General features: G+C 70.3%; 25 protein-coding genes. 15 read left to right on the top strand and 10 right to left on the bottom strand.

The window, feature by feature from the left end:
• Window positions 1–102 precede the first annotated feature (102 nt).
• Window positions 103–2,289, top strand: coding sequence for a TonB-dependent receptor (locus OXS27_RS02575; protein WP_267354060.1), 2,187 nt, complete (start codon window positions 103–105; stop codon window positions 2,287–2,289).
• A complete protein-coding gene (locus OXS27_RS02570; RefSeq protein ID WP_267354058.1) occupies window positions 2,283–3,743 on the top strand; it encodes a PepSY domain-containing protein in 1,461 nt (486 codons plus the stop codon). Before OXS27_RS02575 ends, OXS27_RS02570 begins: the two co-directional genes overlap by 7 nt.
• Before the next feature lie 69 nt (window positions 3,744–3,812).
• On the opposite strand, the gene OXS27_RS02565 is transcribed toward OXS27_RS02570, so the two are convergent.
• Window positions 3,813–4,799: a GlxA family transcriptional regulator gene (locus OXS27_RS02565; protein WP_267354057.1), complete on the bottom strand. Its 987-nt coding sequence runs from the start codon at window positions 4,797–4,799 to the stop codon at window positions 3,813–3,815.
• 132 nt (window positions 4,800–4,931) lie between these two features.
• Here OXS27_RS02565 and OXS27_RS02560 point away from each other — a divergent pair, with 132 nt between their 5' ends.
• Together OXS27_RS02560 and OXS27_RS02555 are read left to right on the top strand one after the other, a co-directional pair.
• On the top strand, window positions 4,932–5,849 hold the full coding sequence (locus OXS27_RS02560) for an alpha/beta hydrolase (protein WP_267354056.1): 918 nt from the start codon (window positions 4,932–4,934) through the stop codon (window positions 5,847–5,849).
• Window positions 5,850–5,932: 83 nt separating this feature from the next.
• Window positions 5,933–6,436 (top strand): DUF302 domain-containing protein, encoded by a 504-nt coding sequence (locus OXS27_RS02555; protein WP_267354055.1) that lies wholly within the window; start codon window positions 5,933–5,935, stop codon window positions 6,434–6,436.
• Window positions 6,437–6,547: 111 nt separating this feature from the next.
• Here the strand turns inward: OXS27_RS02555 and OXS27_RS02550 are convergent, their stop codons facing one another.
• The 4 genes from OXS27_RS02550 to OXS27_RS02535 form a co-directional block, all read right to left on the bottom strand.
• Window positions 6,548–8,692: a TonB-dependent receptor gene (locus OXS27_RS02550; RefSeq protein ID WP_267354053.1), complete on the bottom strand. Its 2,145-nt coding sequence runs from the start codon at window positions 8,690–8,692 to the stop codon at window positions 6,548–6,550.
• Between the two features lie 369 nt (window positions 8,693–9,061).
• Window positions 9,062–9,709 (bottom strand): MarR family transcriptional regulator, encoded by a 648-nt coding sequence (locus OXS27_RS02545; RefSeq protein WP_243916690.1) that lies wholly within the window; start codon window positions 9,707–9,709, stop codon window positions 9,062–9,064.
• A gap of 82 nt (window positions 9,710–9,791) precedes the next feature.
• Window positions 9,792–10,181 carry a response regulator gene (locus OXS27_RS02540; protein WP_243916691.1) on the bottom strand — a complete coding sequence of 130 codons (390 nt, stop codon included), beginning with the start codon at window positions 10,179–10,181 and terminating at the stop codon, window positions 9,792–9,794.
• A 149-nt stretch (window positions 10,182–10,330) separates the two neighbouring features.
• The gene (locus OXS27_RS02535) at window positions 10,331–11,578 is read right to left on the bottom strand and encodes an adenosylmethionine--8-amino-7-oxononanoate transaminase (protein WP_267354051.1); all 1,248 of its coding nucleotides are present in this window, start codon (window positions 11,576–11,578) and stop codon (window positions 10,331–10,333) included.
• A gap of 86 nt (window positions 11,579–11,664) precedes the next feature.
• On the opposite strand from OXS27_RS02535, the gene OXS27_RS02530 reads away from it, so the two are divergent.
• The 3 genes from OXS27_RS02530 (at window position 11,665) to OXS27_RS02520 (ending at window position 14,272) form a co-directional block, all read left to right on the top strand.
• The gene (locus OXS27_RS02530) at window positions 11,665–12,783 is read left to right on the top strand and encodes an 8-amino-7-oxononanoate synthase (protein WP_267354049.1); all 1,119 of its coding nucleotides are present in this window, start codon (window positions 11,665–11,667) and stop codon (window positions 12,781–12,783) included.
• 119 nt (window positions 12,784–12,902) lie between these two features.
• Window positions 12,903–13,412 carry an OsmC family protein gene (locus OXS27_RS02525; RefSeq protein WP_243916694.1) on the top strand — a complete coding sequence of 170 codons (510 nt, stop codon included), beginning with the start codon at window positions 12,903–12,905 and terminating at the stop codon, window positions 13,410–13,412.
• Between the two features lie 14 nt (window positions 13,413–13,426).
• Window positions 13,427–14,272, top strand: a complete 846-nt coding sequence (locus tag OXS27_RS02520) for a methyltransferase domain-containing protein (protein WP_267354047.1) — start codon at window positions 13,427–13,429, stop codon at window positions 14,270–14,272.
• Window positions 14,273–14,474: 202 nt separating this feature from the next.
• Here OXS27_RS02520 and OXS27_RS02515 read toward each other — a convergent pair whose 3' ends face one another.
• Entirely contained in the window at window positions 14,475–16,073 is a 1,599-nt protein-coding gene (locus OXS27_RS02515) for a gamma-glutamyltransferase family protein (RefSeq protein ID WP_267354045.1), read from the bottom strand.
• A 120-nt stretch (window positions 16,074–16,193) separates the two neighbouring features.
• Here OXS27_RS02515 and OXS27_RS02510 point away from each other — a divergent pair, with 120 nt between their 5' ends.
• Window positions 16,194–17,645: a carbohydrate porin gene (locus tag OXS27_RS02510; protein ID WP_267354043.1), complete on the top strand. Its 1,452-nt coding sequence runs from the start codon at window positions 16,194–16,196 to the stop codon at window positions 17,643–17,645.
• Between the two features lie 57 nt (window positions 17,646–17,702).
• Window positions 17,703–19,238 carry a sodium:proton antiporter gene (locus OXS27_RS02505; protein ID WP_267354041.1) on the top strand — a complete coding sequence of 512 codons (1,536 nt, stop codon included), beginning with the start codon at window positions 17,703–17,705 and terminating at the stop codon, window positions 19,236–19,238.
• 191 nt (window positions 19,239–19,429) lie between these two features.
• On the opposite strand, the gene gshB is transcribed toward OXS27_RS02505, so the two are convergent.
• Both gshB and OXS27_RS02495 read right to left on the bottom strand, forming a co-directional pair.
• The gene (gene gshB / locus OXS27_RS02500; protein WP_267354040.1) at window positions 19,430–20,386 is read right to left on the bottom strand and encodes a glutathione synthase; all 957 of its coding nucleotides are present in this window, start codon (window positions 20,384–20,386) and stop codon (window positions 19,430–19,432) included.
• A 46-nt stretch (window positions 20,387–20,432) separates the two neighbouring features.
• Window positions 20,433–20,720, bottom strand: coding sequence for a hypothetical protein (locus OXS27_RS02495; RefSeq protein ID WP_243916700.1), 288 nt, complete (start codon window positions 20,718–20,720; stop codon window positions 20,433–20,435).
• 430 nt (window positions 20,721–21,150) lie between these two features.
• On the opposite strand from OXS27_RS02495, the gene OXS27_RS02490 reads away from it, so the two are divergent.
• From OXS27_RS02490 to OXS27_RS02465, 6 genes are all read left to right on the top strand, one after another.
• Entirely contained in the window at window positions 21,151–21,357 is a 207-nt protein-coding gene (locus tag OXS27_RS02490) for a hypothetical protein (protein WP_243916701.1), read from the top strand.
• A 13-nt stretch (window positions 21,358–21,370) separates the two neighbouring features.
• Entirely contained in the window at window positions 21,371–22,177 is an 807-nt protein-coding gene (locus OXS27_RS02485; protein ID WP_267354038.1) for a hypothetical protein, read from the top strand.
• A 207-nt stretch (window positions 22,178–22,384) separates the two neighbouring features.
• Window positions 22,385–22,927 carry a sigma-70 family RNA polymerase sigma factor gene (locus tag OXS27_RS02480; RefSeq protein WP_243916703.1) on the top strand — a complete coding sequence of 181 codons (543 nt, stop codon included), beginning with the start codon at window positions 22,385–22,387 and terminating at the stop codon, window positions 22,925–22,927.
• Window positions 22,924–23,694: an anti-sigma factor gene (locus OXS27_RS02475; RefSeq protein ID WP_267354036.1), complete on the top strand. Its 771-nt coding sequence runs from the start codon at window positions 22,924–22,926 to the stop codon at window positions 23,692–23,694. The genes OXS27_RS02480 and OXS27_RS02475 overlap by 4 nt, the downstream gene beginning before the upstream one ends.
• Before the next feature lie 85 nt (window positions 23,695–23,779).
• Window positions 23,780–24,517: a helix-turn-helix transcriptional regulator gene (locus OXS27_RS02470; protein WP_267354034.1), complete on the top strand. Its 738-nt coding sequence runs from the start codon at window positions 23,780–23,782 to the stop codon at window positions 24,515–24,517.
• A 119-nt stretch (window positions 24,518–24,636) separates the two neighbouring features.
• On the top strand, window positions 24,637–24,864 hold the full coding sequence (locus OXS27_RS02465) for a DUF1127 domain-containing protein (protein ID WP_243916706.1): 228 nt from the start codon (window positions 24,637–24,639) through the stop codon (window positions 24,862–24,864).
• Window positions 24,865–24,899: 35 nt separating this feature from the next.
• Here the strand turns inward: OXS27_RS02465 and OXS27_RS02460 are convergent, their stop codons facing one another.
• Both OXS27_RS02460 and OXS27_RS02455 read right to left on the bottom strand, forming a co-directional pair.
• Window positions 24,900–25,529 (bottom strand): hypothetical protein, encoded by a 630-nt coding sequence (locus OXS27_RS02460; RefSeq protein WP_267354032.1) that lies wholly within the window; start codon window positions 25,527–25,529, stop codon window positions 24,900–24,902.
• A complete protein-coding gene (locus OXS27_RS02455) occupies window positions 25,517–26,200 on the bottom strand; it encodes a DUF1214 domain-containing protein (protein WP_243916708.1) in 684 nt (227 codons plus the stop codon). Before OXS27_RS02455 ends, OXS27_RS02460 begins: the two co-directional genes overlap by 13 nt.
• Window positions 26,201–26,203 lie beyond the last annotated feature (3 nt).

Below are 26,203 nucleotides of genomic sequence, written 5' to 3'. Positions count from 1 at the left end.
ACCTATGGGGCCGGAGCTTGGGAATGGCGCCGTATTTGTAATGTTATTACATTGCGAATATGGGACATGGGCAGCGCGGGCCGCGCCAGGATCCCGTTCCCCATGTCTCCATCGACGCTTCGTACCCGTTCCGGCCGGCCTGCTCCGCTGTACGGTGGCCTCCTCCTCGCACTCCTCGCGAGTCCGGGTGCCGCGCAGGAGATCGTCACGCTCGACCAGCTTTCCGTGGAAGGTGAGGGCGGAGACCCGAACCGCGCCAGCCCGACCGGCCTCAACCTGCGCACCCGCGACAGGACCGCGAGCCGCCTCGGCCTGACCCCGCTGGAGACGCCCGCCAGCCTCGACATCGTGTCGGGCGAGACTGCGCGGCTGCGCGGCCAGGACACGATCGCCGAGGCCGTGACGCAGGACGCCACCGGCATCACCACGATCGCTGCGCCCGGCAACGGCAACGGCGCGTTCACCGCCCGCGGTTTCGCCGGCCCAAACTCGATCCAGCAGCTCTACGACGGCACGCGCTTCTATGTCGGCGCCAACACCGTGACCTTCCCGTTCGACACGTGGAATGTCGAGCGGATCGAGGTGCTGCGGGGGCCGTCCTCGGTGCTATACGGCGACGGCGCCATCGGCGGCGTCATCAACGTGGTGCCCAAGAAGCCGGTCTTCGTGCCGATCAACGCCGCTCGCGCCGTGGTGGGCACGGACGGTGTGGCGCGGCTCGCCTTCGATTCCGGCGGCGGGATCGGGCAGGCGGAGTTCGGCGACACCTTCGCGTACCGCCTCAACGTCAGCGGCAACCGCGCCGATGGTTGGATCCGGCCCGAGGGCGATTTCCGCAACCTCGCGGTCTCGGCAGCCCTGCTGTTCCGGCCGAGCGCCGACCTCGCCTTCACGCTGAGCCACGATCTCGGCTACCAGGAGCCGGCCCGCTACTGGGGCACACCGCTGGTCGAAGGTCGGATCCCGGACCTGATCCGGTTCAACAACTACAATGTCCGCGACGCGAAGATCACCTGGGCCGACAACTGGACCCAGTTCAAGACCGAGTGGTCGCCCTCGGCCGACATCACGATCCGCAACACCGCCTACCGGCTCACCAGCCGGCGCCATTGGCTCGATGTCGAGCAGTATTCCTACAACCGCGGCACCGGCCTGGTGGACCGGGGCGACTACCTCGAGATCTACCACAGTCAGGAGCAGGTCGGGGATCGGCTCGACGCGACGGTCAGGGGCAGCCTGTTCGGCTTGCCGAACCAGTTCGTGACCGGGTTCGACGTGAACCACATCGATTTCCGCCACACCAACAACTTCACTTTCGACCAGAGCACCAGCGTGCCGCTCACCGGCTACGATCCGGGTTTCTTCCCGCAGAACGGTCGGGCCCGTCCGGCCTATGCCACGCAGACGAACCAAGCCTCGGTCTTTGCCGAGGACCGCGTGATCCTGTCGGAAAAACTCTCGTTCCTCACGGGCGTGCGCCTCGACGTGCCGACGCTGAACAGGGAGGATCTGCAGACCGGTTCGCGCTTCGAGAAGACCTACCGGGCCCTCGGCTACCGGTTCGGCCTCGTCTACAATCCGACGCCGGACAGCGCGCTCTACGCCCAGTACAGCGTGGCGACCGATCCGGTGAACAGCCTGATCACGCTGAACCAGTCGCTGGCCGGCTTCAAGCTCGCCACGGGCGATCAGGTCGAGATCGGCGCCAAGGGTCTCGCCTTCGGCGGCGCCCTGGAATGGACGATCGCCGGCTACCGGATCGTCAAGGACAACCTGATCTCGGCGATCCCGGGGCAGCCGACGCTGTCCACGCAGGTCGGAAGCCAGTCCTCGCAAGGGTTCGAGCTGGCGCTCGGCTGGCTCTTCGCCCCAGGCTGGCGGCTCGACGGCAACCTCGCGCTCCTGCACGCGCAATACGACCGGTTCGACCAGTCAGTGGGCGGCGCCACCGTCTCGTATGCCGGGAACCAGCCGATCGACGTGCCCGAGCGCGTCGCCAATCTCTGGCTGACCTGGGATGTCGCACGCGACTGGACCGCACGGGTCTGGCTTCAGAACGTCGGCCAGGTCTACAGCGATTTCGGCAACACGGCGCGGCGGCCGGCCTACAACCTCGTCAACCTCGTGCTCGACCATCAGGTCACGGAGGCGTCGCGCCTGTCGCTGCGGGTCTACAACCTGTTCGACAAGGTCTACGCGATCTCGGGCAACGCCGTGAACGGGGTCGGGACCAATTGGCTGCTCGGGCGCCCGCGCTCGGTCGAGGTCGCCTACACGGTGACGTGGTGAGGCTGTCGCGGCGGCTCGGTAAGGCGGGCCGCCGCTGGCTGCTGCTGTTCCACCGCTGGGCCGGCATCGCCGCGGGGCTGTTCTTCGCCCTGTGGATCGGTTCCGGGCTGGTGATGCTCTACGTGCCGTTCCCGATGCTCACCGAGGCCGAGCGCCTGCGGCGGCTGACTCCAATCGCCTGGGATCGAGTCACGGTCTCACCGGACGAGGCGCTCCGCGTCAGTGGCCTCGGCGGCGTACCCGCTGCCGTCACCCTGGAGATGCAGGGCACCGAGCCGGTCTACCGGATCGAAGGTCAGGATAGCGCCCGCGCAACGGTCTCGGCGCGGACCGGTGCACGGCTCGGCCCGCTGACGCCCGAAGATGCGCGGCATCTCGCGGCCGAGGGGGCTCCGGACGCGCGGGTCGAGTTGGTCGATCGCGACCAGTGGACGGTCACGGCCCGGTACGATCCGCTCCGCCCCTTCCTGAAAGTCGCCCTCGGCGACCCGGCGGGGACCGAACTCTACCTTTCGCAAAGAACCGGCGCAGTCGCCCTCGATACGACCCGGTTCGAACGGGGCTGGAACTTGGTCGGCGCGGTGACGCACTGGATCTACCTCACGCCGCTGCGCGCCCGCGCGGAGCTGTGGCGGACGGTGCTGTTGTGGCTCTCCGGCTTCGCGGCCCTCGGCGCGCTGAGCGGAGGCGCGATCGGGATCTGGCGCCTGCGCCTCCGGCGCCGCTACGCGGGCGGGGCCGTGACGCCCTATCGCGGGCTCGCGCGCTGGCATCATCTGCTCGGCCTCGCGGGCGGTTTCGGACTGAGCGTGTTCATCGTCAGCGGCTGGATCTCGATGAACCCGAACCGCTGGTTCGCGTCGACCAGTCCGCCCGCTGCGTTGCGAACCGCCTATGCCGGATCCCCGCCGGCCCTCGCGCTCGACCCGCAACGCCTGCGCGATTGCGCCGTGCCAAACACCCGCGCCCTGCGCTTCGCGGCGATCGGCGGACGCTGGTGGATCGTCGCCGAGGCGCCGGACGGACCCCGAACGGTCGGGGCGGACGGCGCGACCGTGCTGGACGTGCGCACCATCGCGTTGGCCGCAGCGGGCGAATTTGCGGACGGCCCCCTCCGGTCGATCCGCTCGCTGACGGCCTACGACGCCTACTGGTATCCCCACGGGACCGATCCGCGGCCGCTTCCGGTGTTGCGCCTGCGCTTCGGCGATCCGGCCGCCACATGGCTCCACGTCGATCCCCGGGACGGCACGATCCTCCAGCGCCTGGACCGCTCGGGCCGGATCAACCGCTGGCTGTTCAACGCCGCGCACCGGCTCGACCTGCCGGGGCTCACCGGCGACCGGCCCCTGCACGACGCGGCCCAGTGGGTGCTGAACTTGCTGGCCGCGGGGATCGCGGTGACGGGGATCGTGGCAGGCTGGCGCAGGCTGCGCCGGACCCGCTCGGCGTGAGGATGATCCCACACGCTTCGCGGGGCGGTTGCCATGACGCGCGGCTCTCAACCCGTTTCGTGACGCGCTTTACTGCGCCGAACCGGTGGCCGCCACTTCGACGGAGAGCGCTCGCGGTGCTGGGAGATGGCGGGCTTGGCGTTTGATGACCTGGGGCGGCTGGCCGAACGCCCGCAGGAAGGCCCGCCGCATCCGTTCCCGGTCGGCAAAGCCCGTCTCCTGGGCCACCGTGTCCAGCGAATGCCGACCGTCCTCCAGCATCGTCCGGGCGGCCTCCAGGCGAAGGTTCTCGACGGCCTTCGCGGGTGATTGGCCGGTTTCCTCCCGGAAGATGCGGCTGAACTGGCGCGGGCTCAGATGGGCCGCCTCCGCCAGCTCCTCGACCGAGAGCGCATTCCCGAGCTTGCTCCGCGCGTAGGCCAGGACCTTCTGGACCCGATCGGACCGTGGCTGAAGCTCAAGCAGGGCGGAGAACTGCGATTGGCCGCCCGTCCTGCGGTGATAGACGACGAGCTTTCGGGCGATCCCCTTCGAGATCTCGGGCCCGAGGTCGTCCTCGACCAAGGCCAGCGTGAGGTCGATCCCCGCCGTCATGCCCGCCGAGGTCCAGACGTTGCCGTCCGAGACGAAGATGCGGTCGTCATCGACCCTGATCGACGGGTAGAGCCGTTGCAGCTCGCGGGCATGGGCCCAATGGGTCGCTGCCTTCCGGCCTTCGAGCAGGCCCGCTTCGGCGAGGAGGAACGCGCCCGTACAGGTCGCGGCAATCCGGCGCGCGGTGGAGGCCGTCTCGCGCAACCGCGCGATCAGGCCGGGGGCCGCCGGGTCGACCTTGATCGCGCCCACGACGAGGACCGTATCGAAGCGCCGGCCCGCGAAGGGCTCGGTCTCGATGACCATCCCCATGGAGGTCCTGATCGGCCCGCCCCCCTCGGACAGGAACGTCACGTCGTAGAAATCGCGACCGAGTTCCAGGTTGGCGAACTCGAACGCCGACAGGGGGGCCAGGTTCATGACCTGGAATCCGGGAAACACCACAACGCCGATGGACGGCATGGAAGACCCCTCAGCGGAATGTCTGAAAAAGGTGGATCTTCGGCATATGGGACATGCCAGCGGGCGTCTAGGTTTCATCGCAGCACGCGTGGGCATCACCCCGCGCAGACCTGCCGAAGGATCCGGACCGCCATGACCGCGCACGTCGCCCTTGCCCTCGGCCTGGAAGCTCAGAATTACACCCGCCGCTGGCTCAAGTGCGGTGAGATCGCTGCCGCGACCCTGCGCGATGGGACCCGAATCCGGTACGTCCGGGTGGGCAAAGGCCCGAACCTCGTCCTGACCCACACGGTGCGCACTCAACTCGACCTGTTCCAGCGCGTGATTCCGCTGCTGTCGCCGCATTTCACGGTCTACGCCCTCGACCTGCCGGGCTTCGGCTGGTCGGACTTGAAGCCGGGCGCTCCGAAGGACGAGCCCACGCTCCGGGCAGCCCTCAAGGACTTCATCGCCATGCTCGGCATCGAGCGTCCGATCCTCGCGGGCGAGTCCATCGGAGCGACGCTGTCGCTGTCGCTCGCCGCGGAGCTCGGTGACGCAGTCGAGCGGGTCTTCGCCTTCAACACCTACGACTATCTGCCCGGGCTGGAGCGATCGAACCTTCTGGCCTCGATCATCATCAAGAGCGTGCGGGCGCCGGTCGTCGGCCCCATCTTCGCGGCGCTGGAGAACCGGACCATCACCGGCGGCATCATGAACGGCGGCTTCCACGATCCGCGCAGCCTGCCCTCCGACCTGCTGGACGAATACGCGCGGGTCGGCGGTCGCGCCGGCTACAGCAAGGCCGCACGGACGCTGCTCAAGGCGCTTCCGAGCTTCGTCGCCGCCCGCGCCCGCTATCGTGCGATCACCGCGCCGGTCACGCTCGTCTGGGGGGACAAGGACTGGTCGACGCTCCGCGACCGTGCCGGCGTCGAGGGCGCCGTTCCCGCGGCGGACGTCATCACCCTGGAGCGGACGGGACACTTCAGCGCCCTGGAACGCCCCCAGGCCTGGGCCGACATCATCCTGGCGGCAACGGCGACGACGCAGGCCAGGGCGATCCGCTGACGACGCGCCGTCGTCCGCATCCGAACACGCGACGACCGGCCGTGACCTGCATCCCAGCCAAACCCAACCCAGGAGCCGCCCCCATGAGCGAGCAGATCACCGCGCCCCAGATCACTTCGGTCCAGATCGCGGTCGAGCACGTCACGCTCCGCTCGCCCAAGTCCTTCGAGGCGGTGCGGGCTGCCCTGGAGGCCTCGGTGCCGCCCCTCGACCACGCCTACGCCAAGCTTCTGCAGGACGGGCAGGTGGACGCGGCACGCGATCTCCTCGAACGGCAGGCGCCCCTGTCGATTTTCGGGGCCCGGGACCACGGCGGCCTGCTCCTCACCGCCGGCCTGACCCGTAAGGCCATCCAGTACGACATCGGCAATCCGCTGACGGCCGCGCGGATGACCCGGCACGTCCTCTCGGCCGCCCTCTACGCGCCGATCCGGGTGCTCCTGCGCGAGGATGCCGAAGGGGGCGTCGCGTTCGAGTACGACCGCCCGGCCACCACTTTCGGGCAGTTCGGCAAGCACGAGGTCGACAGCGTCGCTCAGGAGCTCGACGCTCAGCTCCGGACCGTTCTCGCGGACGCCGCGGGTTGAGCCGAACCGGCCCTCCCGCGACGTTCGCCCGGCGGGCCGGATCGCGCCACGGCGGACGGGCGCGGCGTCACCCCTGTCGAGCGACCGCACGGCCGGGCCTGTCCAAGCCGGTCAGAACCGCGCGGTCAGGAACAGCCGCACGTTCCGTCCCGGCAGCAGGATCTCGTCCTTCTTGAACGAGGTCGAGTTGCGGATGTCGTCGTTCAGCAGGTTCCGGCCCTGCACCCCGAGGGTGATCGCGCTCGCTCCGTAGACCGCCGGATCGACGGCCTTGGTGTAGCTCAGCTCGGCGCGCAGATCGTCGTAGCCGGGGGTCGGCGTCTCGAACAATGCGGTCGCGTCGTGGCTGAAGGCGTGGAGCAGGTTCACCCGCGCGAACCAACCATCGGCCCGCAGGTAGACGCCGCCGCCGACCCGGTAGGGCGGGATGCGCGGCACGTTGGTGCCGTTGTCGAACTGGGCGCGGACGAAGTCGAACTGCGCCTCGACGCCGGCAAAGCCGTTCCCCACCGGCACGAGGTCGTATTGGCCGATGATCTCGGCGCCGTAGAAGGTGGCGTTCTGTTGCTGGTAGACGATCTGCCGGTTGTCGGTCCCGACGCCGCAGGACGCGAAATCGTCGTCGCAGGTCAGGCCGGTATAGTTGCGGTAGATGAAGCCGGTATAGCGCGTGAAGTAGCCGGTGGCGTCGAGACGGAACGGTCCCTCGGCCCGCCGGATGCTGGCCTCGACCGTGCGGGCGCGCTCCTTCCTGAGGTCCGGGTTGCCGATCTCGAAGGTCGCGGTGGCGTCGTGCGGCCCCTGCGAGAACAATTCGTAGCCGGTCGGGCCGCGCTCGACGTAGGAGCCGGTCAGGCTCGCCACGAAGCCGTAGGGCAGGTCCTGCAGGGCGCCGATGCTGGCGCTCTTCGGGGCGAAGCGCCGGGTCCGGGCGTACTGGAACGGCTCCTGGCCATCCACCGGCACGTAGTCGGCGGGGAATTGGGCCGCCGTACTCGACAGCCGATCGACCTCGTAGCGCCCGGCCGCCTGCAGCCGCGTGCCGGGGCGCAGTTCCAGCTCCTCGAACAGGTAGACCGCGTTGGCGCGGGACTCGGTCTTGGGCAGGAACGACTCGAGCTGCGTGTTGATCACCCGCCGGTCCGACTGGAAGCCCAGCGCGCCGGTGAGTTTTCCGAGTTCCGTGAAGACCGGGACGTGCTGCAGCTCAAGCCGTCCTTCCGCCTCACGGTTCTTGAAGATCGCCTGGACGCCCTCGATCCCGTCGTCGCCGATCCCGACCTCGTTGTGGCGGTAAACCGAGTAGCCCGCCCAGTAGCGGATCACCTCGAACGGGCCGTCGAGCGGACGATACTCGCCCCGGGACAGGACCCGGTCCTGATTGGGGGTCAGACGGGTGCGGTCCTGCTCGGCGACGCCGCCCGGGATCGCGTAGACCGCGTCGTAGTGGCTGAACGAGATGCCGACGAAACCGCGGTCGCCGATCGCCGAGATGCCGACCGCGCCGCCCTGCGATTCGTTATAGGAGTTGCGCTGGATCCCGCCCGGGATCGCGTAGCTGTCGTTGGCGGTCTTGAAGCCGTCGGCGTGGACCGCGATGCCGTCGCCGCCGGCATCGAGAGTGGCGGCACCGAGCCGGCCGTTATCCACGCTGGAGAATCCGCTGGTCACCTGACCCTGGATGCCGTTGGCCGGAATGAAGGTCGGCACCCGGTTGTTGTCGGCCGAAACCACGCCACCGATGGCCCCCGAGCCGTAGCGCAGGGTCGCGGGGCCGCGGATCACCTCGATCCGGTCGGCGACCAGCGGGTTGACCGGCACCGCGTGGTCCTCGCCGAGATCCGACACGCCGCCGTTGACGATGCCGTTCTCCTGGATCCGCACCCGGGCGTTGTCGAGGCCGCGGATGATCGGCCGGGACGCCGCGCCCGGCGCGTAGCTCGTGCCGGAGATGCCGGGCCGGTCGAACAGGGCGTCGCCCAGCGTCCGGGGCTGGTCGCGGGCGATCTGGTCCTGCGTGATCACGGTCACCGGTGAGAACGTGTTGGTCGCCACCGGCAGGACGCCCATCGGCACCACGGCATCCGCCGCGACCGCCGCCCGCGGCGCCTGGATCGGGCTCGGGCTGGTGACGCTGATCTCGTCGAGGGCGACGGCCTGCTGGGCCTGCGCCGCTGCAACGCTCAACACATTCGCGCCGAGGAGGCACGACAGGATGCTGCCGACGGGCAGGCTCGGACGACGCAGGGCAGACATCGAGACTCGCGGATTGTTATATCATTGCATCTTGGAGCTTGATGGCGGGAAGGCAATTGAAAGATCATCGGCATCCGACACGCAGTCCGGCAACGTTACATCATTGCAACATCGTGACAGCCCGAAGTGCCGGCACCATGGATTTCACCAGCGCGATGGGACGGCAGCGATAAGCGGATGAGCCGCGCTACGGGTCGGCATCGGGCCGCAAGTCTTTATCGCCTGCCAACTCGGCTTTGGGACATTCCTACAAGGCACGAGATCTGGCGGAGACCGCCTGAAAAGCCAGCGCGTTCCATCGTTTCGGGGGAGCCACGCCGCCCATCGATCGAAGCCGGGATATGGAAGGCGCGGCTCGTGTCGGGCAAGTCAGGTCGGTAAACCCTCGACCTCGTCGTCCACCTCGGCCTCGATCTCGGCATCGACGTCGGTGGATTCGCCGGCGGCGCCCGCCGCCTCGGCGAGGCCGCGCGCGGCCTTGCGCAGGAGCTTGCGGAGCCGACGACGGTCGGTCTTGTCGAGATGGTCGAGCAACTCGGCCTCGACCTCCTCCTGAATCTGCTCGATGGCCTCGGCCTTGGCGAGACCCGCCGGGGTCAGCTGGACCCGCACAACGCGCCCATCACCCGATTCGGCACGGCGCTCGACGATCCCGAGGGCCGCGAGCCGGGTCACGGTCTTCGACGCCGTGGGCGGCCGGACCCGAAGGAGGGCGGCGAGATCGCCCATCGTCATGGTCCCGGCGCCGGCGAGCGCCTGCACCACCTGCTCCTGCCCGGCGAACAGGCCCAGCTTGGCCAGACGGTCGCCCGTGCGGGCGCGATGCAGGCGCGCTGCCTGCACGAGCGCCCAACCGACGCTCCGCACGCCGGGCGGCCGCATCTTCTTGGATGACAGCTCCTTGGACGACAGCTCTCGAGCCGCCGTCTCGCTGTCGTGTCGATCACGTTTCTGCTTGTCGCCCACCGGAGCGCCCGCGTCTGTGCCGGCGGCCGCCGGAAGATCCAGAGTCTGCACGATCCATCTCCGTCACCGGCCGCCCAGGACCCTGTGGCGCTGGCCGGTGACGCTGAGATGACGAGTTCACACTGACGATCGCTCAGCAGTGCATGAGGCGTTGCAGGCGATCGAGGATATCCTGGCCGGTGCAGGGCCGCGCGATGAAGTCGGCATGCCTGGGCATGCGGGCCGGGTCGGGGGCCGCCCGACCGGAGACTATCAGAATCGGCAGTGTCGGCCGCGCCTCCGCGACCGAGCTGGCGAGGTCGAATCCGTCCGTCTTGCCCGAGAGCTGGACGTCGGTGACGAGCCCACAGATGTCCGGGCGCGCCTGAAGTATGCTGAGCGCCCGCTCGGCGGACGCACATTGAACGGTCTCGAAGCCGCCTTCCTCCAGCACGTCGCCGAGGTCCATGATCGTCAGCGCCTCGTCCTCGACGAGGAGGATCACCGGCCGATCGCCACCCGAACCCGTCTGCTCACTCGCCACTGTGTACTCCCTCCGGCAACGTGCGACTGCGAGGGCCGCCGCACGCGTCATCAGCCTGAGGTCCAACACCAGAAACGGTTCCGGGTTGCAGCTTGACGCGGTCGCCGCTGACAGGCGGCCGGTTCCTGTGCTCAGACTGTCACGGATGCCTACTCGGTCACGACCGCGGTGATCGCCTCGATCAGGCGATCGAGATCCGCCGCTCCGATCGTCAGCGCCGGCGTCAGGTAGACGATGTCGCCGAACGGCCGGACCCAGACGCCCAGGTCGAGCAGCCGCGCCTTGAGGCCGGCGAGATCGGGGGCCTTGGCGAACTGGACCGCTCCGATCGCGCCGAGCACCCGGACATCGGCCACGCCGGGGGCGCGCCGCAGGGGCTCGAGCCCGTCCGCGAGCCGCGCCGCGATGGCATTGGCCTGGGCGAGGCGCGGCTCCGTCTCGAACAGGTCGAGGCTGGCATTGGCGGCCGCGCAGGCGAGCGGATTGGCCATGAAGGTCGGGCCATGCATCAGCGCGGAAGCGGGATCCTCGGACCAGAACGCCTCGAACACCTCCGTGCGGGCGATGGTGGCGGCGAGCGCCATCGTGCCGCCGGTCAGCGCCTTCGACAGGCACAGGATATCGGGCACGATCCCGGCCTGCGCGCAGGCGAACAGGGTGCCGGTGCGCCCGAAGCCGGTGAAGATCTCGTCGGCGATCAGCGGCAGGCCGTGGCGGCGGGCGAGGGCGGCGACGGTCGCCAACACCTCGGGCGGGTGCATGCGCATGCCGCCCGCCCCCTGGACCAACGGCTCGACGATCACCGCCGCCAGGGTTTCCCGGTGGGCCGCGAGCATGCGGTCGAGCGCCTCGGTCTCGGCTTGGGTGCGTGGCAAATCACAAAAAACCTGCGTCGGCAGGTAGGCGCCGAAGCGGCGATGCATGCCCTCCTCGGAATCGCAGACCGACATCGCCCCCATCGTGTCGCCGTGGTAGCCGCCGCGGAAGCCGAGCACCTTCGTGCGGCCGTTCACCCCGCGGTTGAGCCACATCTGCGCGGCCATCTTGAGCGCGACCTCGACGGCGACCGAGCCCGAATCGCTCAGGAAGACATGGTCGAGGTCGCCCGGCAGCAGGGCGGCGAGCCGAGCCGCCAGCCGCTCGGCCGGGGCATGGGTGAGGCCGCCGAACATCACGTGGGGCATCCGTGCGAGCTGGTCGGCCACGGCCCGGGCTATGTGCGGGTGGTTGTAGCCGTGAACCGCCGTCCACCAGGAGGCGATGCCGTCCACGAGTTCGCGCCCGTCGGCGAGGACGATGCGGCTGCCGTGGGTCGTCACCGCCTCTAGGGGCGGGGCAGCGCCGCGCATCTGGGTGTAGGGGCGCCAGAGATGTCGCGAAGGTTCGTCGGAGGACATGCGTCGGGCATGGTCAGCCCCGTGCATCGGGTCAAGGGCGCGCGTCCGCCTTGACATCCGCTCCGCCCGCGGCCCCATCCCGCCGAATGGACAGCCTCGACGCCTTCGCCCGCACCAAACTCGACGCCCTTGAGGCCGGCAGCTTGCGCCGCCGCCTCGTGCCGACCGAGCGCGGAACCGGCGCGGCGGCGACCCGGCGGGGCAGGGCGCTGGTCTCGTTCTCCTGCAACGATTATCTCGGCCTCTCGCATCATCCCCGCGTGATCGCGGCCGCACAGGACGCGGCGGCACGCTACGGCGCGGGGGCGGGCGGCTCCCGCCTCGTGACCGGCGACCATCCTTATCTTGGAGCGCTGGAGGAGCGGCTCGCACGCCACAAGGGCACAGAGGCCGCGCTCATCTTCGGCAGCGGCTATCTCGCCAATCTCGGCATCACGCCAGCGTTGGCGGGACGCGACGACCTGATCGTGCTGGACGAACTCTCCCATGCCTGCATGTGGGCCGGGGCGCGGCTGTCCGGCGCGCGGGTGCTTACCTTCCGCCACAACGATTCCGCCGACCTCGCGGCAATCCTGGCGGCGAACCGCGCCGGGCACGGCCGCGCGCTGGTGCTGACCGAGCGGGTGTTCAGCATGGACGGCGACCGAGCCCCGCTGGCCGACATCCTGGCCGTCGCGCAGGACCACGATGCCTGGACGCTGGTGGACGATGCCCACGGGATCGGCGTCGTGGAGGACGGGCCGCGGGCGCCGCTGGAGATGGGCACCCTGTCGAAGGCGCTGGGCTCCTATGGCGGCTATCTCTGCGCCTCGCGGCCGGTGATCGACCTGATGGTGAGCCGGGCCCGCAGCTTCGTCTATACGACCGGCCTGCCGCCGGCCTCGGCCGCCGCCGCTTTGGAAGCGCTGGCGATCCTGGAAGACGAGCCGGAGCGGCGCGCCCGGCCCCTCGATCTCGCCCGGAGCTTCACCGCCCGGCTCGGCCTGCCCGAGGCCGAGAGTGCCGTGGTGCCGGTGCTGATCGGCGAGGCGCAACGCGCCCTCGACATCTCGGCGGCCCTGGAGGCGCTGGGCTATCTCGTGGTGGCGATCCGCCCGCCGACCGTGCCGGACGGGACGGCGCGGCTGCGGGTCGCCTTCTCGGCGGCGCATGACGCGGCGCAGGTCGATGGCCTCGCGGAGGCTTTGGCGACCCTGATCGGCTGAAGCGGCGCGCTTTCCGTTCGCCGAGCCTGCACCTATACCGCTGATCCGACGCGTTTCACGCATCAAGAACCCGATCCGGCCGCCCGAGATCGGGACGGGATCATCGAGAGGACGACGCCATGGACGCCACCGCGCTGCGAGCCCTCCAGGCTCCGATCAAGGACAAGTACCGCGCGGCCCCGGATGCGGCGGTGGTCACCCTGAAGGCCAAGGGCACGCTCGACGACACGAAGATTGCCTGCAAGGTGGAGACCGGCCGGGCGATCGCAGAGGCCGGCCTGCATCCGGCGACCGGCGGCTCGGGCATGGAATTGTGCTCGGGCGACATGCTGCTGGAGGCGCTGGTCGCCTGCGCGGGCGTGACCCTGAAGGCGGTGGCCACCGCCCTGGAGATCCCGCTGCGGGCCGGCACGGTCAGCGCCGAGGGCGATCTCGATTTCCGCGGCACGCTCGGCGTCGACAAGGAGGCGCCGGTCGGCTTCCGCAACATCCGGCTGTTCTTCCAGCTCGATACGGATGCGTCGGAAGAGAAACTCGCGCAGCTCCTGAAGCTCACCGAGCGCTACTGCGTGGTGTTCCAGACGCTCAACCACAAGCCTGCGCTGTCGGTGGCCGTCACCACGGCCTGAAGGAGGATCGCACGATGGCGGGCGGCATCACCCAGGTCGAGTACTGGAACGGCGAGGTCGGCACCCGCTGGGCGCGCAATCAGGCGGTGCTCGATGCGATGTTCGAACCGTTGACCGAGGCGCTGTTCGAGCGGGCGGGGCTGAATCCCGGCGCCACGGCGCTCGATATCGGCTGCGGCTCGGGGGCGACGACGGTCGAGGCCGCGCGCCGTGTCGGGGCCGCCGGCCGCGTCACGGGGGCGGATATCTCGGCGCCGCTCCTCGCGGTCGCCCGGGCCCGGGTCGGCGGCGAAGCCCCGGTCTCCTTCGTCGAGGCCGACGTGGAGCAGGCGGATCTCGGCACGTTCGACGCCGCCCTGTCCCGGTTCGGCGTGATGTTCTTCCCGGATTCGCTGCGCGCCTTCGCCAATATCCGCCGGATGCTGCGGCCTGCCGGGCAGCTGACCTTCCTGTGCTGGCGCACGCTTTCCGAGAACCTGTGGGTGCAGGTGCCGCGCGAGGCCGTGCTGCCGCTCCTGCCGGAAGTGCCCCCACCGCCGGCGCCCGATACGCCGGGTCCGTTTCGCTTCGCGGATGCGGACGGGCTCGGGGCCTTGCTGCGGAACGCCGGGTTCGGGACCGTTTCCTGCGCAGCGCTCGACCGGGACGTCATCCTCGGCCGGGGCGACACCGACGCGGAGGCCGCCGCGGCGGCGGCCCATGTGGCGCTGAACCTCGGCCCGACCTCGCACCTCGTCCGCGAGGCCGAACCGGATCTCCGGGCGCGGGCCGAGGCGGCGGTGACGGAGGCCCTGATCCGGCACGCGTCGGGCGGCGCGGTACGGCTGCGCGCGGCGTGCTGGCTGGTTCAGGCGGGTTGAGGGCCGACGTCCGCTTCGGTTTCGAGCCGCTTCGCGACCATTCGTGAGCTCGGTCCCGGGACGCATTCCGCTGGCGCTGCATGCGCCCCGGAAAAGGCAGCGGTTCACCTTGAACCGCCCCTTCCCCGGACGGGTACAGCGAGGCGGAACCTGATCCGGGAGCCAGCACAGGACTCGCCCCGAAGCGGCTCCTGTCCCTTCCTCAGAGGCCCAGCGCCCCGCCATCCGAGCGCGGATCGTGCGTGGCCTCGATCCGCCCGTTGCGGGGGTGGCGCACCAGCATCCCCGCATGGCCCAGCGAGTCGATGTAGGGCCCGCCCAGTTCCTCGATCTCGTGGCCGAGGCGGCCGAGCGCCCTGATGCAGGCCGGATCGAACCGGTCCTCCACCTTGACGCTGAGCGAGGGCGCGCCCCAGGTCCGCCCGTAGAGGAGGCGCGGGGCATCGACGGCGTCGGACACCGAGAACCCGTAATCGGCGTAGCGGCTGAAGATCTGGGCCTGGAATTGCGGCTGCCCGTCGCCGCCCATGCTGCCGTAGCTCATCACCCTTCCATCGTCGAAGGCGGCCAGCGCCGGGATCAGGGTGTGGAACGGGCGCCGGCCCGGCTCCAGCGGGTTCACGGCCTGCGGGTCGAGGGAGAACGACATGCCGCGGTTCTGCCAGCAGATCCCGGTCGCCGGCAGCACCGTGCCGGAGCCGTATTCCCAGTAGACCGACTGGATGTAGGAGACCGCGAGCCCGTCCCCGTCGATCGCCCCCATCCAGACCGTGTCGCCATGGCCGGGATCGGGCAGGGGCACTTGGGCGGCGCGGCGCATGTCCACCTGCGCGGCTTCCCGGGCGAGGCGCTCGGGCGTCAGGAAGGCGGCGGGGTCGTGCTGGAGGTGGTGGAAGTCGGTGACCACCCGGTCGCGGATCGCGAAGGCGCGCTTCGTCGCCTCGATCAGCCCATGGTAATGCGCGGTGGTCTCGGCCTCAGCGATGTTCAGCCGGTCGAAGATCCCCAGGATCAGCAGCGCCGCGAGCCCCTGGGTCGGCGGCGGGAAGTTGTAGAGCGTCGCGTCGCGGCGGCGGATCGACAGGGGCACCCGCTCCACCGCCGCAAAGGCTTCGAGATCCGCCCGGGTCACCGGCGCACCCAGGCGCTCCAGGTCGGCGGCGATCTCGCGGCCGATATCGCCGCGGTAGAAGTCGCCGAGCCCCGCATGGGCGAGCTGCTCCAGCGTGGCGGCGAGCCGGGGCAGGGCGCGGGTCTCGCCGGCCGGGTAGGGCTTGCCATCCTTCTGGAATGTCTTGGAAAAATTCGGGGCGTCGTGGAGCGTGTCGAGTTCCTGGGGCACGTAGCGCGCTTCCGAGGGCGAGACCGGCACACCCTCCCGCGCCTGCTTGATCGCATCCGCCAGCAGCGTCTCCAGGGGCAGGCGGCCGCCGAGCGCCCGCGCCAATTCCAGGGCGAGGCGCCAGCCGCCGACGGCGCCGGCCACCGTCACCATGGCGTCGGGGCCGCGCGCGGGAATCGCGTCGAACTCCTTCTCGCGGTAGCGCTGGATCGTGGCGAGACGCCCGGCCGGACCGCAGGCCTCGATGCCGCGCACCCGGCCGCCGCGCTCGCGCACCAGCCAGAAACCATCGCCGCCGATCCCGTTCATGTGCGGGTAGACCACCGCGATGGAGGCGGCCATCGCCACCATCGCCTCGATCGCATTGCCGCCCTGGGCCAGCACGGTCTGGCCGGCCTGCGCGGCGAGATGATGGGGCGCTGCGACGGCGGCGGCGGTGAAGACGGGGGTCTCGGGCATCGCGGGTCCTGTGGTGTCCGGGCCGCAGGGTTAGGCGAGCGCGCGGATCCTGCAAAGGGCGGCGGGTACAAGATCTTCGCCATGCTATGCTGCGCCGATCCTGTCCCGCAGAAGCGGCCGATGTCCCGGAAACGTTTGCCTCGTCTCGCCATCGGCCTCGGCCTTGCCGCCACGCCAGCCGCGGCGCAGCAGCAGGTGCCGCGCGTCTTCGAGGGCGCCGGCGGCGATCCGCGCATCTCGGTCTCGCAGCCGGAGACCACCAGCCAGGCGTCGGGGGGCTTCGTCCGCTCGGTCGAGCCCTATCTCGGCCCGCTCGGCGATCCCCTCGGGATCCGACCGGTGCTGAAGGAACGCGGCATCGAATACAGCCTGACCTATATCGTCGACGTCCTCGGCAACCCGATCGGAGGGCTCCACCAGGGCGCGATCGTCGAGGACCGCCTGAACCTGCGGCTCAACCTCGACCTCGACCGGCTGGCGGGCTGGCAGGGGGCCACGGTCCACGCCAACGCCTACTTCATCCACGGCACCGGCCTGTCGCGCTACTATGTCGGCAACCTGCTGACCACGAGCGTCATCGAGGCGCTGCCCGCGTCGCGGCTCTACGTGCTCTGGTTCGACCAGAGCCTGATGGACGGCCAGCTCGGCATCCGCATCGGCCAACAGGCCGCCGATACCGAGTTCTTCGTCAGCCAGACCGCGACCCTGTTCGTGAATTCCACCTTCGGCTGGCCGGCGATCACCGGGCTCGACCTGCCGAGCGGCGGCCCGGCCTACCCGCTGGCGGCCCCGGCGATCCGGGCCAAGTACGTGCCGGGCAACGGCTTCTCCCTGCAGGTCGGGCTTTACGACGGCGATCCGGCCGGGGCGAACCGGCCGGGCCAGGACCCGGAGGCGCAGCGCCTCGACCGGACCGGCACGAATTTCCGCTTGCATGACCCGGCCCTGTTCATCGCGGAGGCGACCTACGCCTACAATATCGCGCCCGGATCCAAGGGCCTGCCCGGCGACATCACCCTCGGCGGCTGGCAGCATTTCGGCCGGTTCGACAGCCTGCGCTTCGACATCACCGGCGTGCCGCTGGCCGACCCGAACGCCACCGGCATCGGCCGGCCGGTGCGCGGCAATGCCGGGCTCTACGCGATCTACGATCAGACCCTGTACCGGGAATCGGGCAAGGACGACGAGGGTCTCGGCTTCTTCCTGCGCGCCGCGTGGTCGCCGACCCGGTCCAGCCTGATCGACGCCTACGTGGATACCGGCCTCGCCTATAAGGGCCTGTTCGAGGGCCGCGACGACGACACGCTCGGCATCGGCTTCGCCTATGCTCGGATCAGCGACGAGGCCCAGCGCGCCGACCGGGACACGATTGTCTACACCGGCCTGCCGATTCCCCGGCGCCGGGCCGAGAGGGTGCTGGAGGCGACCTATCAGGCCGTGGTCGTACCGGGCTTCACGGTGCAGCCGGACGCGCAGTACATCATCCGCCCGGGCGCGGGCATCGCCGGTCCGGACGGCCGCCGGCTGCGCAACGCGGCGGTACTCGGGCTGCGCGCCACCGTGCAGTACTGACCAGCCCTGCGACGGCGCCGCCGGGAACGGTCCCGGCGCCCCGCCTCTTTTCGAATCATGTTGATCTTCGAATGGGTTGTCGGCGTTCTGTTCGGCGCCGTCCTCCTGGCTGGTCTGGCACGTCGCCTCGGAGCCCCGTATCCGGCCTTCCTGGCTCTGGGGGGCATCGGCCTCGCCTTCGTGCCCGGCGTGCCGAACCTGCGGCTCGATCCCGAACTCGCCCTCGCGCTGTTCCTGGCCCCCGTCCTGCTGGATGCGGGCTTCGACGCCTCCGTGCGGGACATGAAGGTGAACTGGCGCCCGATCCTCGGGCTGGCGGTCGGCGCCGTGGTGGTGACGACGCTCGCCGTGGCGATCGTGGCGCACCTGATCGTGCCCGACATGCCGATCGCCGCCTGCATCGTGCTTGGCGCGGTGGTGGCGCCCCCGGACGCGGTGGCGGCTCTGGCGGTGCTCAAGCACGCGCCGATGCCCCATCGGCTCGCCACGATCCTGCGCGGCGAGAGCCTGCTCAACGACGCCGCCTCGTTGCTGATCTACCGGCTCGCGGTCGCCGCCGCGACCGCGGGCAGTTTCCACCCGGCCGAGGTGGCGCCGGCTTTTCTGCTCGGCGTCGTGGCGAGCCTCATCGTCGGGCCCGGTCTCGGCCTGCTGTTCGTCGCCCTGACCCGGCGGGTCACCGATCCGGCGAGCGCCATCGTGATGCAGTTCGTCACCGCCTTCGGGATCTGGCTGGCGGCCGAGCGGCTGGAACTGTCGGGGGTGCTGACGATCGTGACCTTCGCGGTCACGGTCGCCCGCCGGGCGCCGGGGATCACGGCGCCCCGGGCCCGGGTGATCTCCTACGCGGTCTGGGACACGGCGGTGTTCGTGCTCAACGTCCTGGCCTTCGTGCTGATCGGCATCCAGATCGGCCCGATCCAGGAGCGGTTATCCGGCGCGGATGCGCAGCAGGCGCTGATCCTCGCCGCCGCGACCTTCGCGACCGTCGTGGTGACCCGGCTCGCCTGGGTGATGCCGACCACCGGCCTGCGCGGCTTCGGCCTGCGGCAGGCGGGGGCGCAGGCTCGGCTCGGCCCGGGGCTGGCGCTTTCGTGGGCGGGGATGCGGGGCATCGTGACGGTGGCGGCTGCCCTGGCGCTGCCCGCCGATTTCCCGCGCCGGGATCTCGTGGTGGTCGCGGCCTTCGTCACCGTGCTGGGCACACTGGTCGTGCAGGGCCTGACCCTGCGCCCGCTGCTGGCGCACCTGAAACTGGAGGACGACGACCCCGTGGGGCGCGAGACGGGCCGTGCCCGCGCCGCTGCGTACAAGGCGGCCCTCGACTCGCTCGCGGAGGCCGAGGACGAGCCGAGCACCGACGCCCCGCGCGCCGAATTCCGCGCGGCGCTCGCGGAGGCCGAGGAGCACGAGGAGGGCCGCGCCCCGGAAAGCCTGCCGGCCGATGCCGCCCGGCGCCGGGCCGTCGAGGCGGCCCGTGACGCGGTCATGACCCTGCGCCACCGCGGCCGGATCGGTGACGACGCCTATTACCTGCTGGAGGAGGAGTTCGACTGGGCTGAGCTTAGCGCCACGCCGAAGGCGGAGACCTGAACGAATCCCTCCTTTGCAAAGGTTACGGGACGCATACCCCTTAGGTCCGACACCGACGCTTTAAGTACAAAGCGCCGTTCCCTCCCCTTGCGGGGAGGGGCCGGGGGTGGTGCAGAAGACACCGGATCGCTCGATCCTCAACCACCCCCACCTCCAACTCCTCCCCGCGAGGGGGGAGGAGAGCGCATCGGTCACACGACCTTACGCACGGCGATCCTTGCCTCGATCGCGTCCCAGACCACGACCGACAGATCGGGCCCGCCGAGCCGCTGGATCGCCCGGATGCCGGTGGGGGAGGTGACGTTGATCTCGGTCAGATGGCCGTCGATCACGTCGATCCCCACGAGGATCAGACCCCGCCGCGCCAGTTCCGGGCCGATCGTGGCGCAGATCTCACGCTCGCGCTCGGTCAGCTCGGAGGCCGAGGCCGCGCCGCCCCGGACCATGTTGGAGCGGATGTCGTTCGCCGCCGGCACCCGGTTCACCGCGCCCATGGCGACGCCGTCCACAAGGATGATGCGCTTGTCGCCCTCGGTGACCCGGTCGAGATAGCGCTGGACCACCCAGGCCTCCCGGAAGGTCGTGGCGAACAGGTCGAACATCGAGCCGAAGTTCGGGTCCTTCTCGGTCACCTTGAACACCGCCGCGCCGCCGTGGCCGTGCAGCGGCTTCATCGCCACCGTGCCGTGCTCCAGCCGAAAGGCCTCGATCTCCGCCTTGTCGCGGCTGATCAGGGTCGGCGGCATCAGCTCGGGGAAGTCGAGGACGAACAGCTTCTCCGGGGCGTTGCGCACCTCGAAGGGGTTGTTCACAACGAGCGTCTCCGGGTGGATCCGCTCCAGCATGTGGGTGGCCGTGATGTAGGCCATGTCGAACGGCGGGTCCTGGCGCATCAGCACCACGTCCGCCTCGGCGAGGTCGATCCGCTCCGGCGGCGTCAGGGTGAAATGCGCACCCTCGACATCCTGCACGGTCAGCCGCTCGACCCGAGCCGTCACCCGGCGGCCCTGCATCGAGAGCCGGTCCGGCGTGTAGTACAGCAGGGAATGCCCCCGCCGCTGGGCTTCCAGCAGCAGGGCGAAGGTCGTGTCCCCCGCGATCCGGATATTCTGGATCGGGTCCATCTGGACGGCGACGGTCAGGCCCATCCGAAACGTCCCTTGCCAACGCCGCGCATCATGATCGCCGTTCGTCTCACTCGTCGGACAGCGACTTGCCGCCCGTGCGCTTGTCGTAATCGCCGATCGCCGCCCGGCACTCGGGCGACAGGCGCTTGCGGTTGCGCGTCATGCACTTCTCCGCGTCCGGGCTGTTCGGGTCGACGCCGGCGCAGAGTCGGAAATAGTCGTTGGCACAGCCGAGCTGCAGACCCTGGTCCTCGCGCTGGGCGTAGGCGGGGCCGGCGGCGAGCACGAGCAGTGCCAGCGCAGACAGCCCACGGCGGCGGACGGCGCGCAGGGATCGTTCCGGAACCAGTCGCATTCAGCGGTGTCCTCAAAATCTCGATCGGGCGGAGAACCGACGCGGCGGTCCCCCCTCCACCCGCATCCGGCATATCGGTCGCGCCGGGCGCTAGGCAAGCGCCCGCGGTTCGACGGAGTGCCACGCGGCGCCGGCCCGCCGGAGTGTGGCCTCACGGCCGCAGCGCCGGGTCGGCGCCTCCGCGAAGGCGCACATAAGAAAGGGCCCCACCCGGGTTCGGGCAGGGCCGCAAGTCGAAGGGAGGAAACGCCCGCCATGGGCAGATGACCCATCGCAAGTCGCGGGCCAACCGGTCTAAGGATTTCGTTACCGGTCAATCCGGCGGAAAGAGTCCGTTAACCACCCCGTGATGGATTGCCGTCGTAGCCCTTGCCGACGCCCTCAGAGGGCCCGGGCCGGACGCTCGGACCGCCGACAGGAGCCGGAGACCATGACGCCTTTCAAACCGCTGGAGACCGCCGACCGCCCGAGCATCCGGTTCGGCGCGATAAGCGAACCCACCCCGGCCGCGCACACCCTCGTGATTCCCTTCCCCGGGCCCGAGGCACGACGGGCCCGCCGGATCCCGCGCTCGGGTGAGCCCCGGGGCGAGATCCTGCTGTTCCTCGGCGTGCGCTACGAGCGCCTCGCGTCCTGACGGTATCCGGGGGATGCCAGAGCCGCGCCGCGACGTGCCCGCGCCAACCCGCCTCTTGCCCGCCTGCGTGGCGCTGGCGCTGCTCGCCGCCTGCACGCAGAGCGGTGATTTCGGCCGGCCGCGAACGGGCGTCTGGAACGGGCTGATCGATACCACCGGCAGCTTCAGCACCCACGACCGCGGGCGGCTCCTGCTCGATTCGGGGCTGACCGACGACGAGCAGGCCCTGCGTGATCGCGCATGGCGGTTCGTGCAGCCCGCCAGCACCTTCGCGGCCTTCCAGGATCTGCTCCTGGGCCTCGCCAGCGCCCACGCGATGCCGCCGACCTGGCGGTACGACGAGATCGGCGCCTACTACGACGCCCTGACCGCCGAGCCCTCGCGCTCGCCGGTCTCCCGCTATCGGCAGCTCGGCGACGACGCGACTGCGGATGCCCGGCTGATTCCGCTCTTCACGGCGCTGGCCGCCCGGGTGATCGACGCGGATGCCGCGCGCCTGCGCAGCCTGCCCTTCGCCAAGACCCTCGAGGTCGCCGACGTGCAGGACGCGGCCCGGCGCGTCGCCGAGAATCGCTGCGTGATCGCCTGGGTGCGGATCGAGGCCGGCCTGCGGCTGGCCCGCTACCGCTTCGCCCTGGAACACCTGTTCGCCGCGGCCCCGGCGCCCGAATCGGTCCCGGCCGAACGGTCCATCATGATGCTGGCGGCCAGACGCAACCTCCTGGACCCGCTCCTGCCGGCGGATGCCGCCGCACGATGCGGGCTCGAGGCCGTGCCGCTGCCGGTGGCGCAGGCCGCGCCACTCGTCGTCAAGTATTGAGGGCCGGCCGGAGCCGGCACGGTCGGGGACGGCCAACGACGACGGACATCCGGATCCGCGGCAGCGCACGACCTTGCAGCGCTCGACCCCGGTTACGGGAATAGACGATCGGCTTGCCGAGTCCGGGGATCAGGGCGCACGACGGCAGGGCAACGCATCCATGGCAGCGCAGGACATCGTCGGGGCGGGTGCTTCGGGGCGTGCCGGATGACGCCGCTCGCCCGTGCACGCTTCAGCCAGCTCATCCTCCCGCGGCTCGACGAAGGCTACCGGCTCGCGCGCTGGCTGACCGGCGACGCGACAGACGCCGAGGACGTGATGCAGGAGGCGTGTCTCCGGGCCTACCGGGCGATCGAGACCTTCGCCGAGGGCAACGCGCGCGCGTGGTTCCTGACCATCGTCCGCAACACCGGATATTCCTGGCTGCAGCGGCACCGCCCCCGCACGGTGATCTTTGCCGACGACCTGGATCCGGTCGCCCGCGCCGAGCTGGACGCGGGCGGCCCCTCGATTCAGGCCCCGGAGACGCCCGAGGCGGCCCTCATCGCGCACGACGACGCGCGGCATCTCACCCGGGCGATCGCAACGCTGCCGGTCCCTTTCCGAGAGGCGCTGGTGCTGCGCGAGTACCACGGCCTCGGCTACCGGGAGATCGCCGAGGTGACGGGGGTGCCGGTCGGAACCGTGATGTCCCGCCTCGGACGCGCCCGGCAGAGGCTGCTCGAACAGTTCCCGCGAGACCAACGATGACCGGCGACGACGAGACGCTCCTCCTCCTCAGCGCCTATTGCGACGGCGAGCTGTCGCCCGGCGAGGTGCTCGCCATGGAGCGCCGGCTCGCGGCGGAGCCTGAATTGCGGGCGACGGCCGACCGGCTCCGTGACCTCTCGGCCAGCCTGCGCGGAACGCTGCCGGGCGCGCCAGCGCCGGAATCGCTGCGTGGACGCGTGGTGCAGACAATCGGCTTCGTCGACGCCGCCCCTGGCCGCAACGGGTCCGGGTCCTGGCGCGCGCTTGCCGCGACGCTGGTGTTCGGCATCGCCGTCGGCGCGGCGATCGGCGGGGGCGCCGTCTACCGCGACCAACAGGGAGCCGCGCCGACGACGAGCGAGGCCGTGCTCGCCAGCCACCTGAGAGGGCTCGCCGCGCCGCAGCCGTTCGACATCGCCTCCTCCGATGGGCACGTCGTCAAACCCTGGTTCAACGGGCGCACACTCCTCGCGCCGGATGCACCCGATCTGGCGGACCAGGGTTTTCCGCTCATCGGCGGGCGGATCGACATCGTCGCAGGCAAACCCGTCCCGACCCTCGTCTATCGCCACGACCGCCACGTCATCAGCGTCACCGTCGTCCCGGCCACCGCCGGCCCGCCGGAGGGTGAGGAGCGCCGGGACGGGTCCACGATCCTGAGGTGGAACGCCGGCGACCTGACCTACTGGGTGGTGTCCGATCTCAACGCACGCGCCCTGCGCAGCTTTATCGACCTGTTCCAGTCGCGGACCACGCGGCAGGGATGAGCGATCCTGCGCGCGCCTGGGAATAAGTCCGCGGCTCGCCGGGTTTCCGATGATGTCGTTCTATGCAGACATCGAGGGGCCGCGCGTGATCGCCATCGCAGATCGCTTCCCGCAGGGGACGGACAGAAGTTGGGCGGGCGGGTCCGATACAGTGCACGAACCGGGCAACGGCGCGGCGTTTCGCAGTCGGGGCGTCGCCAAAGCCGAACACGCCTGCGCCGGCCCGACACTCGTGGACATGGCGCTCGGCATCCTGGTCAACAATTTCGAACAGGGGGTGGCGGTGACCGACCCGTCCGCGCGGGTCCATTTCCTGAATCGCGCCGGGCACGCCCTGGTCCGCGCCGGGCTTCTGCGTCTCGAAGGCGGCCATCTGCGCGGCCCGTCACCCAGCGCAGGCGTCACCCTTCGCAGCGTCATCGCGGGGTGTGCTGCCGACGGCGGGAGATCGGCCCGCCTCGTGAGCGAGCACGGCGTGCTCCTCGTCGCCGCGTGCGCGATCCCCGCGCCGGTCGGCTCGATCGCCACGTCGACCGTGCTCCTGCGCTTCACCGATCCGGCATCGGTTCGGCCGCCGGACACGTCTGTCCTGCAGAGCCAGTTCGGCTTGACGCCCGCCGAGGCAGCTCTGGCTGCCGATGTCCTGGCCGGGCACGACCTGGCCGCGAGCGCGGTGCGCCGGGGCATTAAACCGAACACGGCGAAGGTCCACCTCCGGCACATCTTCGAGAAGACCGGCGCGCGCCGACAGGCGGAGCTGATGCGCCTGCTCCTGCTCTGCCCGCAACCGATCGCCGTCAGGCCAGACCTGTCGCCTGAGTGACTTGAATAGTGTCGGCCCTTAATTCGAATGGGTGATGTTTATATCAACCAGAACACTAATAATCATCAGGGTCATCAACTGACCAAACGGCACGTCTTTGCTCGCATGGAGTATAGACCATGATCTTTTCGTACCTGACATCCGCTCGAAAAGCGCGCACGGCGGCGCGCAACTATCGGATCCTGTCGGCGCTCGACGACGCCATGCTCGGTGACATCGGCCTGGATCGGCAAACGCTGCGCATGTTCTGCGACAACGGATGCACGTTCACGGCCATATCCGCGGCTCAAACCGGCAGAGCCTCGGCGGGTCTGTCGCCTCTCACGCTCCAGCCCATTTTGGGCTGAAACACAGCCTGCAACGGGGTGCCGGCGGCGCTCCGCTACCGCCCCGCACCCTTGCCGGACGAGTCCTTGCCCGCCGACGCATCGTCCGTCGCTGTATCGGTGGTGCAGGAAACAGCCTGGATCGCGGCGTTCGCGGCCGGGCGCTGGCTCGGCAGGCCGGCGATCACCCGCACCACCACAAAGCCACGCGTATCCGGCGCGACGATCCGTACGTCGCGGCTCGGATCGTTCTCGTCGTCGTCGGCCAGCGCCTCGTCGTACTGAGCACGGGTGAGGATCACGAGGTCGAGGGCGCCGCGCACCGCCGCCTGATCGGTCACCGCGTAGAAGGCACCGCGCCGCGCATGAGCGGCGAGCGACAGGGACAGCGCCCCGGTCCGCGCCGAGACGCGCATCGGCCCGTCGGCCAGATCGTAGGCACAGACGCCCACCGCCACGGCGGGATCCGAGATCGGCAGCCACGCCTCGGGCGGGGAGGGGTCGTCGCCGGTCGCCACCGTGTAGATCGGCTGCGGATGGTCCAGGTTCTCGCTGGTCCCGGCGCGCGAGACGGCATCCTTCTCCGACAGGACGGGGATGGCCAGCACCGCCGCGACGTGGACGATCCCAGCCAGCACGAGACCGACCAGTGTGGCGTAGACGACGCGCAGGCTCACGATGCGCATCCCAGGCGGGTGATGGCCGGCACCGAGGACCGGTCGAGGGATCCGGCGCTGGCGGCGGCCGGCGTGTCGTAGAGGCGCAGCGCCAGACGCACCGGCCCGCTCGCCCGGGGGCTCGGAAGCCAGTTGCCCGGCTGGACGTCGGGCGCGAGCACCACCGCGAACCGGCCTTCGGCCGATCGGAGGACCTCGGTGGAGGTGAAGCCCTCGCGTAGCGTCGGCCGTCCGGGTTCATGGGCCCCACGGCCGGCCACCGTGATGGTCCAGGCCCGGGCCGGGGGCGTCCCGCCGCCGATCCGATAGGTGCAGGTGGCATCGAGCGCCTGACCGGCATCGTCCGCAGCCGCCGTGAGGAGCAGCCCCTCACCCACCGCGAGGGGGATCTCGCCCCGGCGCGCGTTGACCGCGCGGGTGTAGGGATCGGCATTCGCGGCGCCGGCCCGGGGCCAGGCTGTCCAGGCACCGACCTGCACGCCGCCGAAGGGGTAACCGCCGCTGGTCGCCCAGTCGGCGCTGGCGAGACCGAGTACACCGCCGAGCGCCAAAGCGTAGACGGCGAGCCCGGCCACCGAACTCTTCCGCCACAGGCGCCGGATGAAGCGGATCACGCCGCCGCGCGGGGCCTGCCCGGATGCGACCGCATGGCCGCTGGGTACCGGAATCGCGTCCCTCATGCG

Origin of the sequence: Methylobacterium sp. GC_Met_3, from assembly GCF_026540775.1 — a bacterium.
Lineage (GTDB): Bacteria > Pseudomonadota > Alphaproteobacteria > Rhizobiales > Beijerinckiaceae > Methylobacterium.
This window is presented reverse-complemented; position numbering and strand designations above follow the sequence as displayed.

Coding starts and splice junctions, on each gene's coding strand:
- OXS27_RS02575 (WP_267354060.1), top strand. CDS start 103: ATGTCTCCATCGACGCTTCGTACCCGTTCCGGCCGGCCTGCTCCGCTG.
- OXS27_RS02565 (WP_267354057.1), bottom strand. CDS start 4,799: ATGCCGTCCATCGGCGTTGTGGTGTTTCCCGGATTCCAGGTCATGAAC.
- OXS27_RS02560 (WP_267354056.1), top strand. CDS start 4,932: ATGACCGCGCACGTCGCCCTTGCCCTCGGCCTGGAAGCTCAGAATTAC.
- OXS27_RS02555 (WP_267354055.1), top strand. CDS start 5,933: ATGAGCGAGCAGATCACCGCGCCCCAGATCACTTCGGTCCAGATCGCG.
- OXS27_RS02550 (WP_267354053.1), bottom strand. CDS start 8,692: ATGTCTGCCCTGCGTCGTCCGAGCCTGCCCGTCGGCAGCATCCTGTCG.
- OXS27_RS02535 (WP_267354051.1), bottom strand. CDS start 11,578: ATGTCCTCCGACGAACCTTCGCGACATCTCTGGCGCCCCTACACCCAG.
- OXS27_RS02530 (WP_267354049.1), top strand. CDS start 11,665: ATGGACAGCCTCGACGCCTTCGCCCGCACCAAACTCGACGCCCTTGAG.
- OXS27_RS02525 (WP_243916694.1), top strand. CDS start 12,903: ATGGACGCCACCGCGCTGCGAGCCCTCCAGGCTCCGATCAAGGACAAG.
- OXS27_RS02520 (WP_267354047.1), top strand. CDS start 13,427: ATGGCGGGCGGCATCACCCAGGTCGAGTACTGGAACGGCGAGGTCGGC.
- OXS27_RS02515 (WP_267354045.1), bottom strand. CDS start 16,073: ATGCCCGAGACCCCCGTCTTCACCGCCGCCGCCGTCGCAGCGCCCCAT.
- OXS27_RS02510 (WP_267354043.1), top strand. CDS start 16,194: ATGTCCCGGAAACGTTTGCCTCGTCTCGCCATCGGCCTCGGCCTTGCC.
- OXS27_RS02505 (WP_267354041.1), top strand. CDS start 17,703: ATGTTGATCTTCGAATGGGTTGTCGGCGTTCTGTTCGGCGCCGTCCTC.
- gshB (WP_267354040.1), bottom strand. CDS start 20,386: ATGGGCCTGACCGTCGCCGTCCAGATGGACCCGATCCAGAATATCCGG.
- OXS27_RS02495 (WP_243916700.1), bottom strand. CDS start 20,720: ATGCGACTGGTTCCGGAACGATCCCTGCGCGCCGTCCGCCGCCGTGGG.
- OXS27_RS02490 (WP_243916701.1), top strand. CDS start 21,151: ATGACGCCTTTCAAACCGCTGGAGACCGCCGACCGCCCGAGCATCCGG.
- OXS27_RS02485 (WP_267354038.1), top strand. CDS start 21,371: ATGCCAGAGCCGCGCCGCGACGTGCCCGCGCCAACCCGCCTCTTGCCC.
- OXS27_RS02480 (WP_243916703.1), top strand. CDS start 22,385: ATGACGCCGCTCGCCCGTGCACGCTTCAGCCAGCTCATCCTCCCGCGG.
- OXS27_RS02475 (WP_267354036.1), top strand. CDS start 22,924: ATGACCGGCGACGACGAGACGCTCCTCCTCCTCAGCGCCTATTGCGAC.
- OXS27_RS02465 (WP_243916706.1), top strand. CDS start 24,637: ATGATCTTTTCGTACCTGACATCCGCTCGAAAAGCGCGCACGGCGGCG.
- OXS27_RS02460 (WP_267354032.1), bottom strand. CDS start 25,529: ATGCGCATCGTGAGCCTGCGCGTCGTCTACGCCACACTGGTCGGTCTC.
- OXS27_RS02455 (WP_243916708.1), bottom strand. CDS start 26,200: ATGAGGGACGCGATTCCGGTACCCAGCGGCCATGCGGTCGCATCCGGG.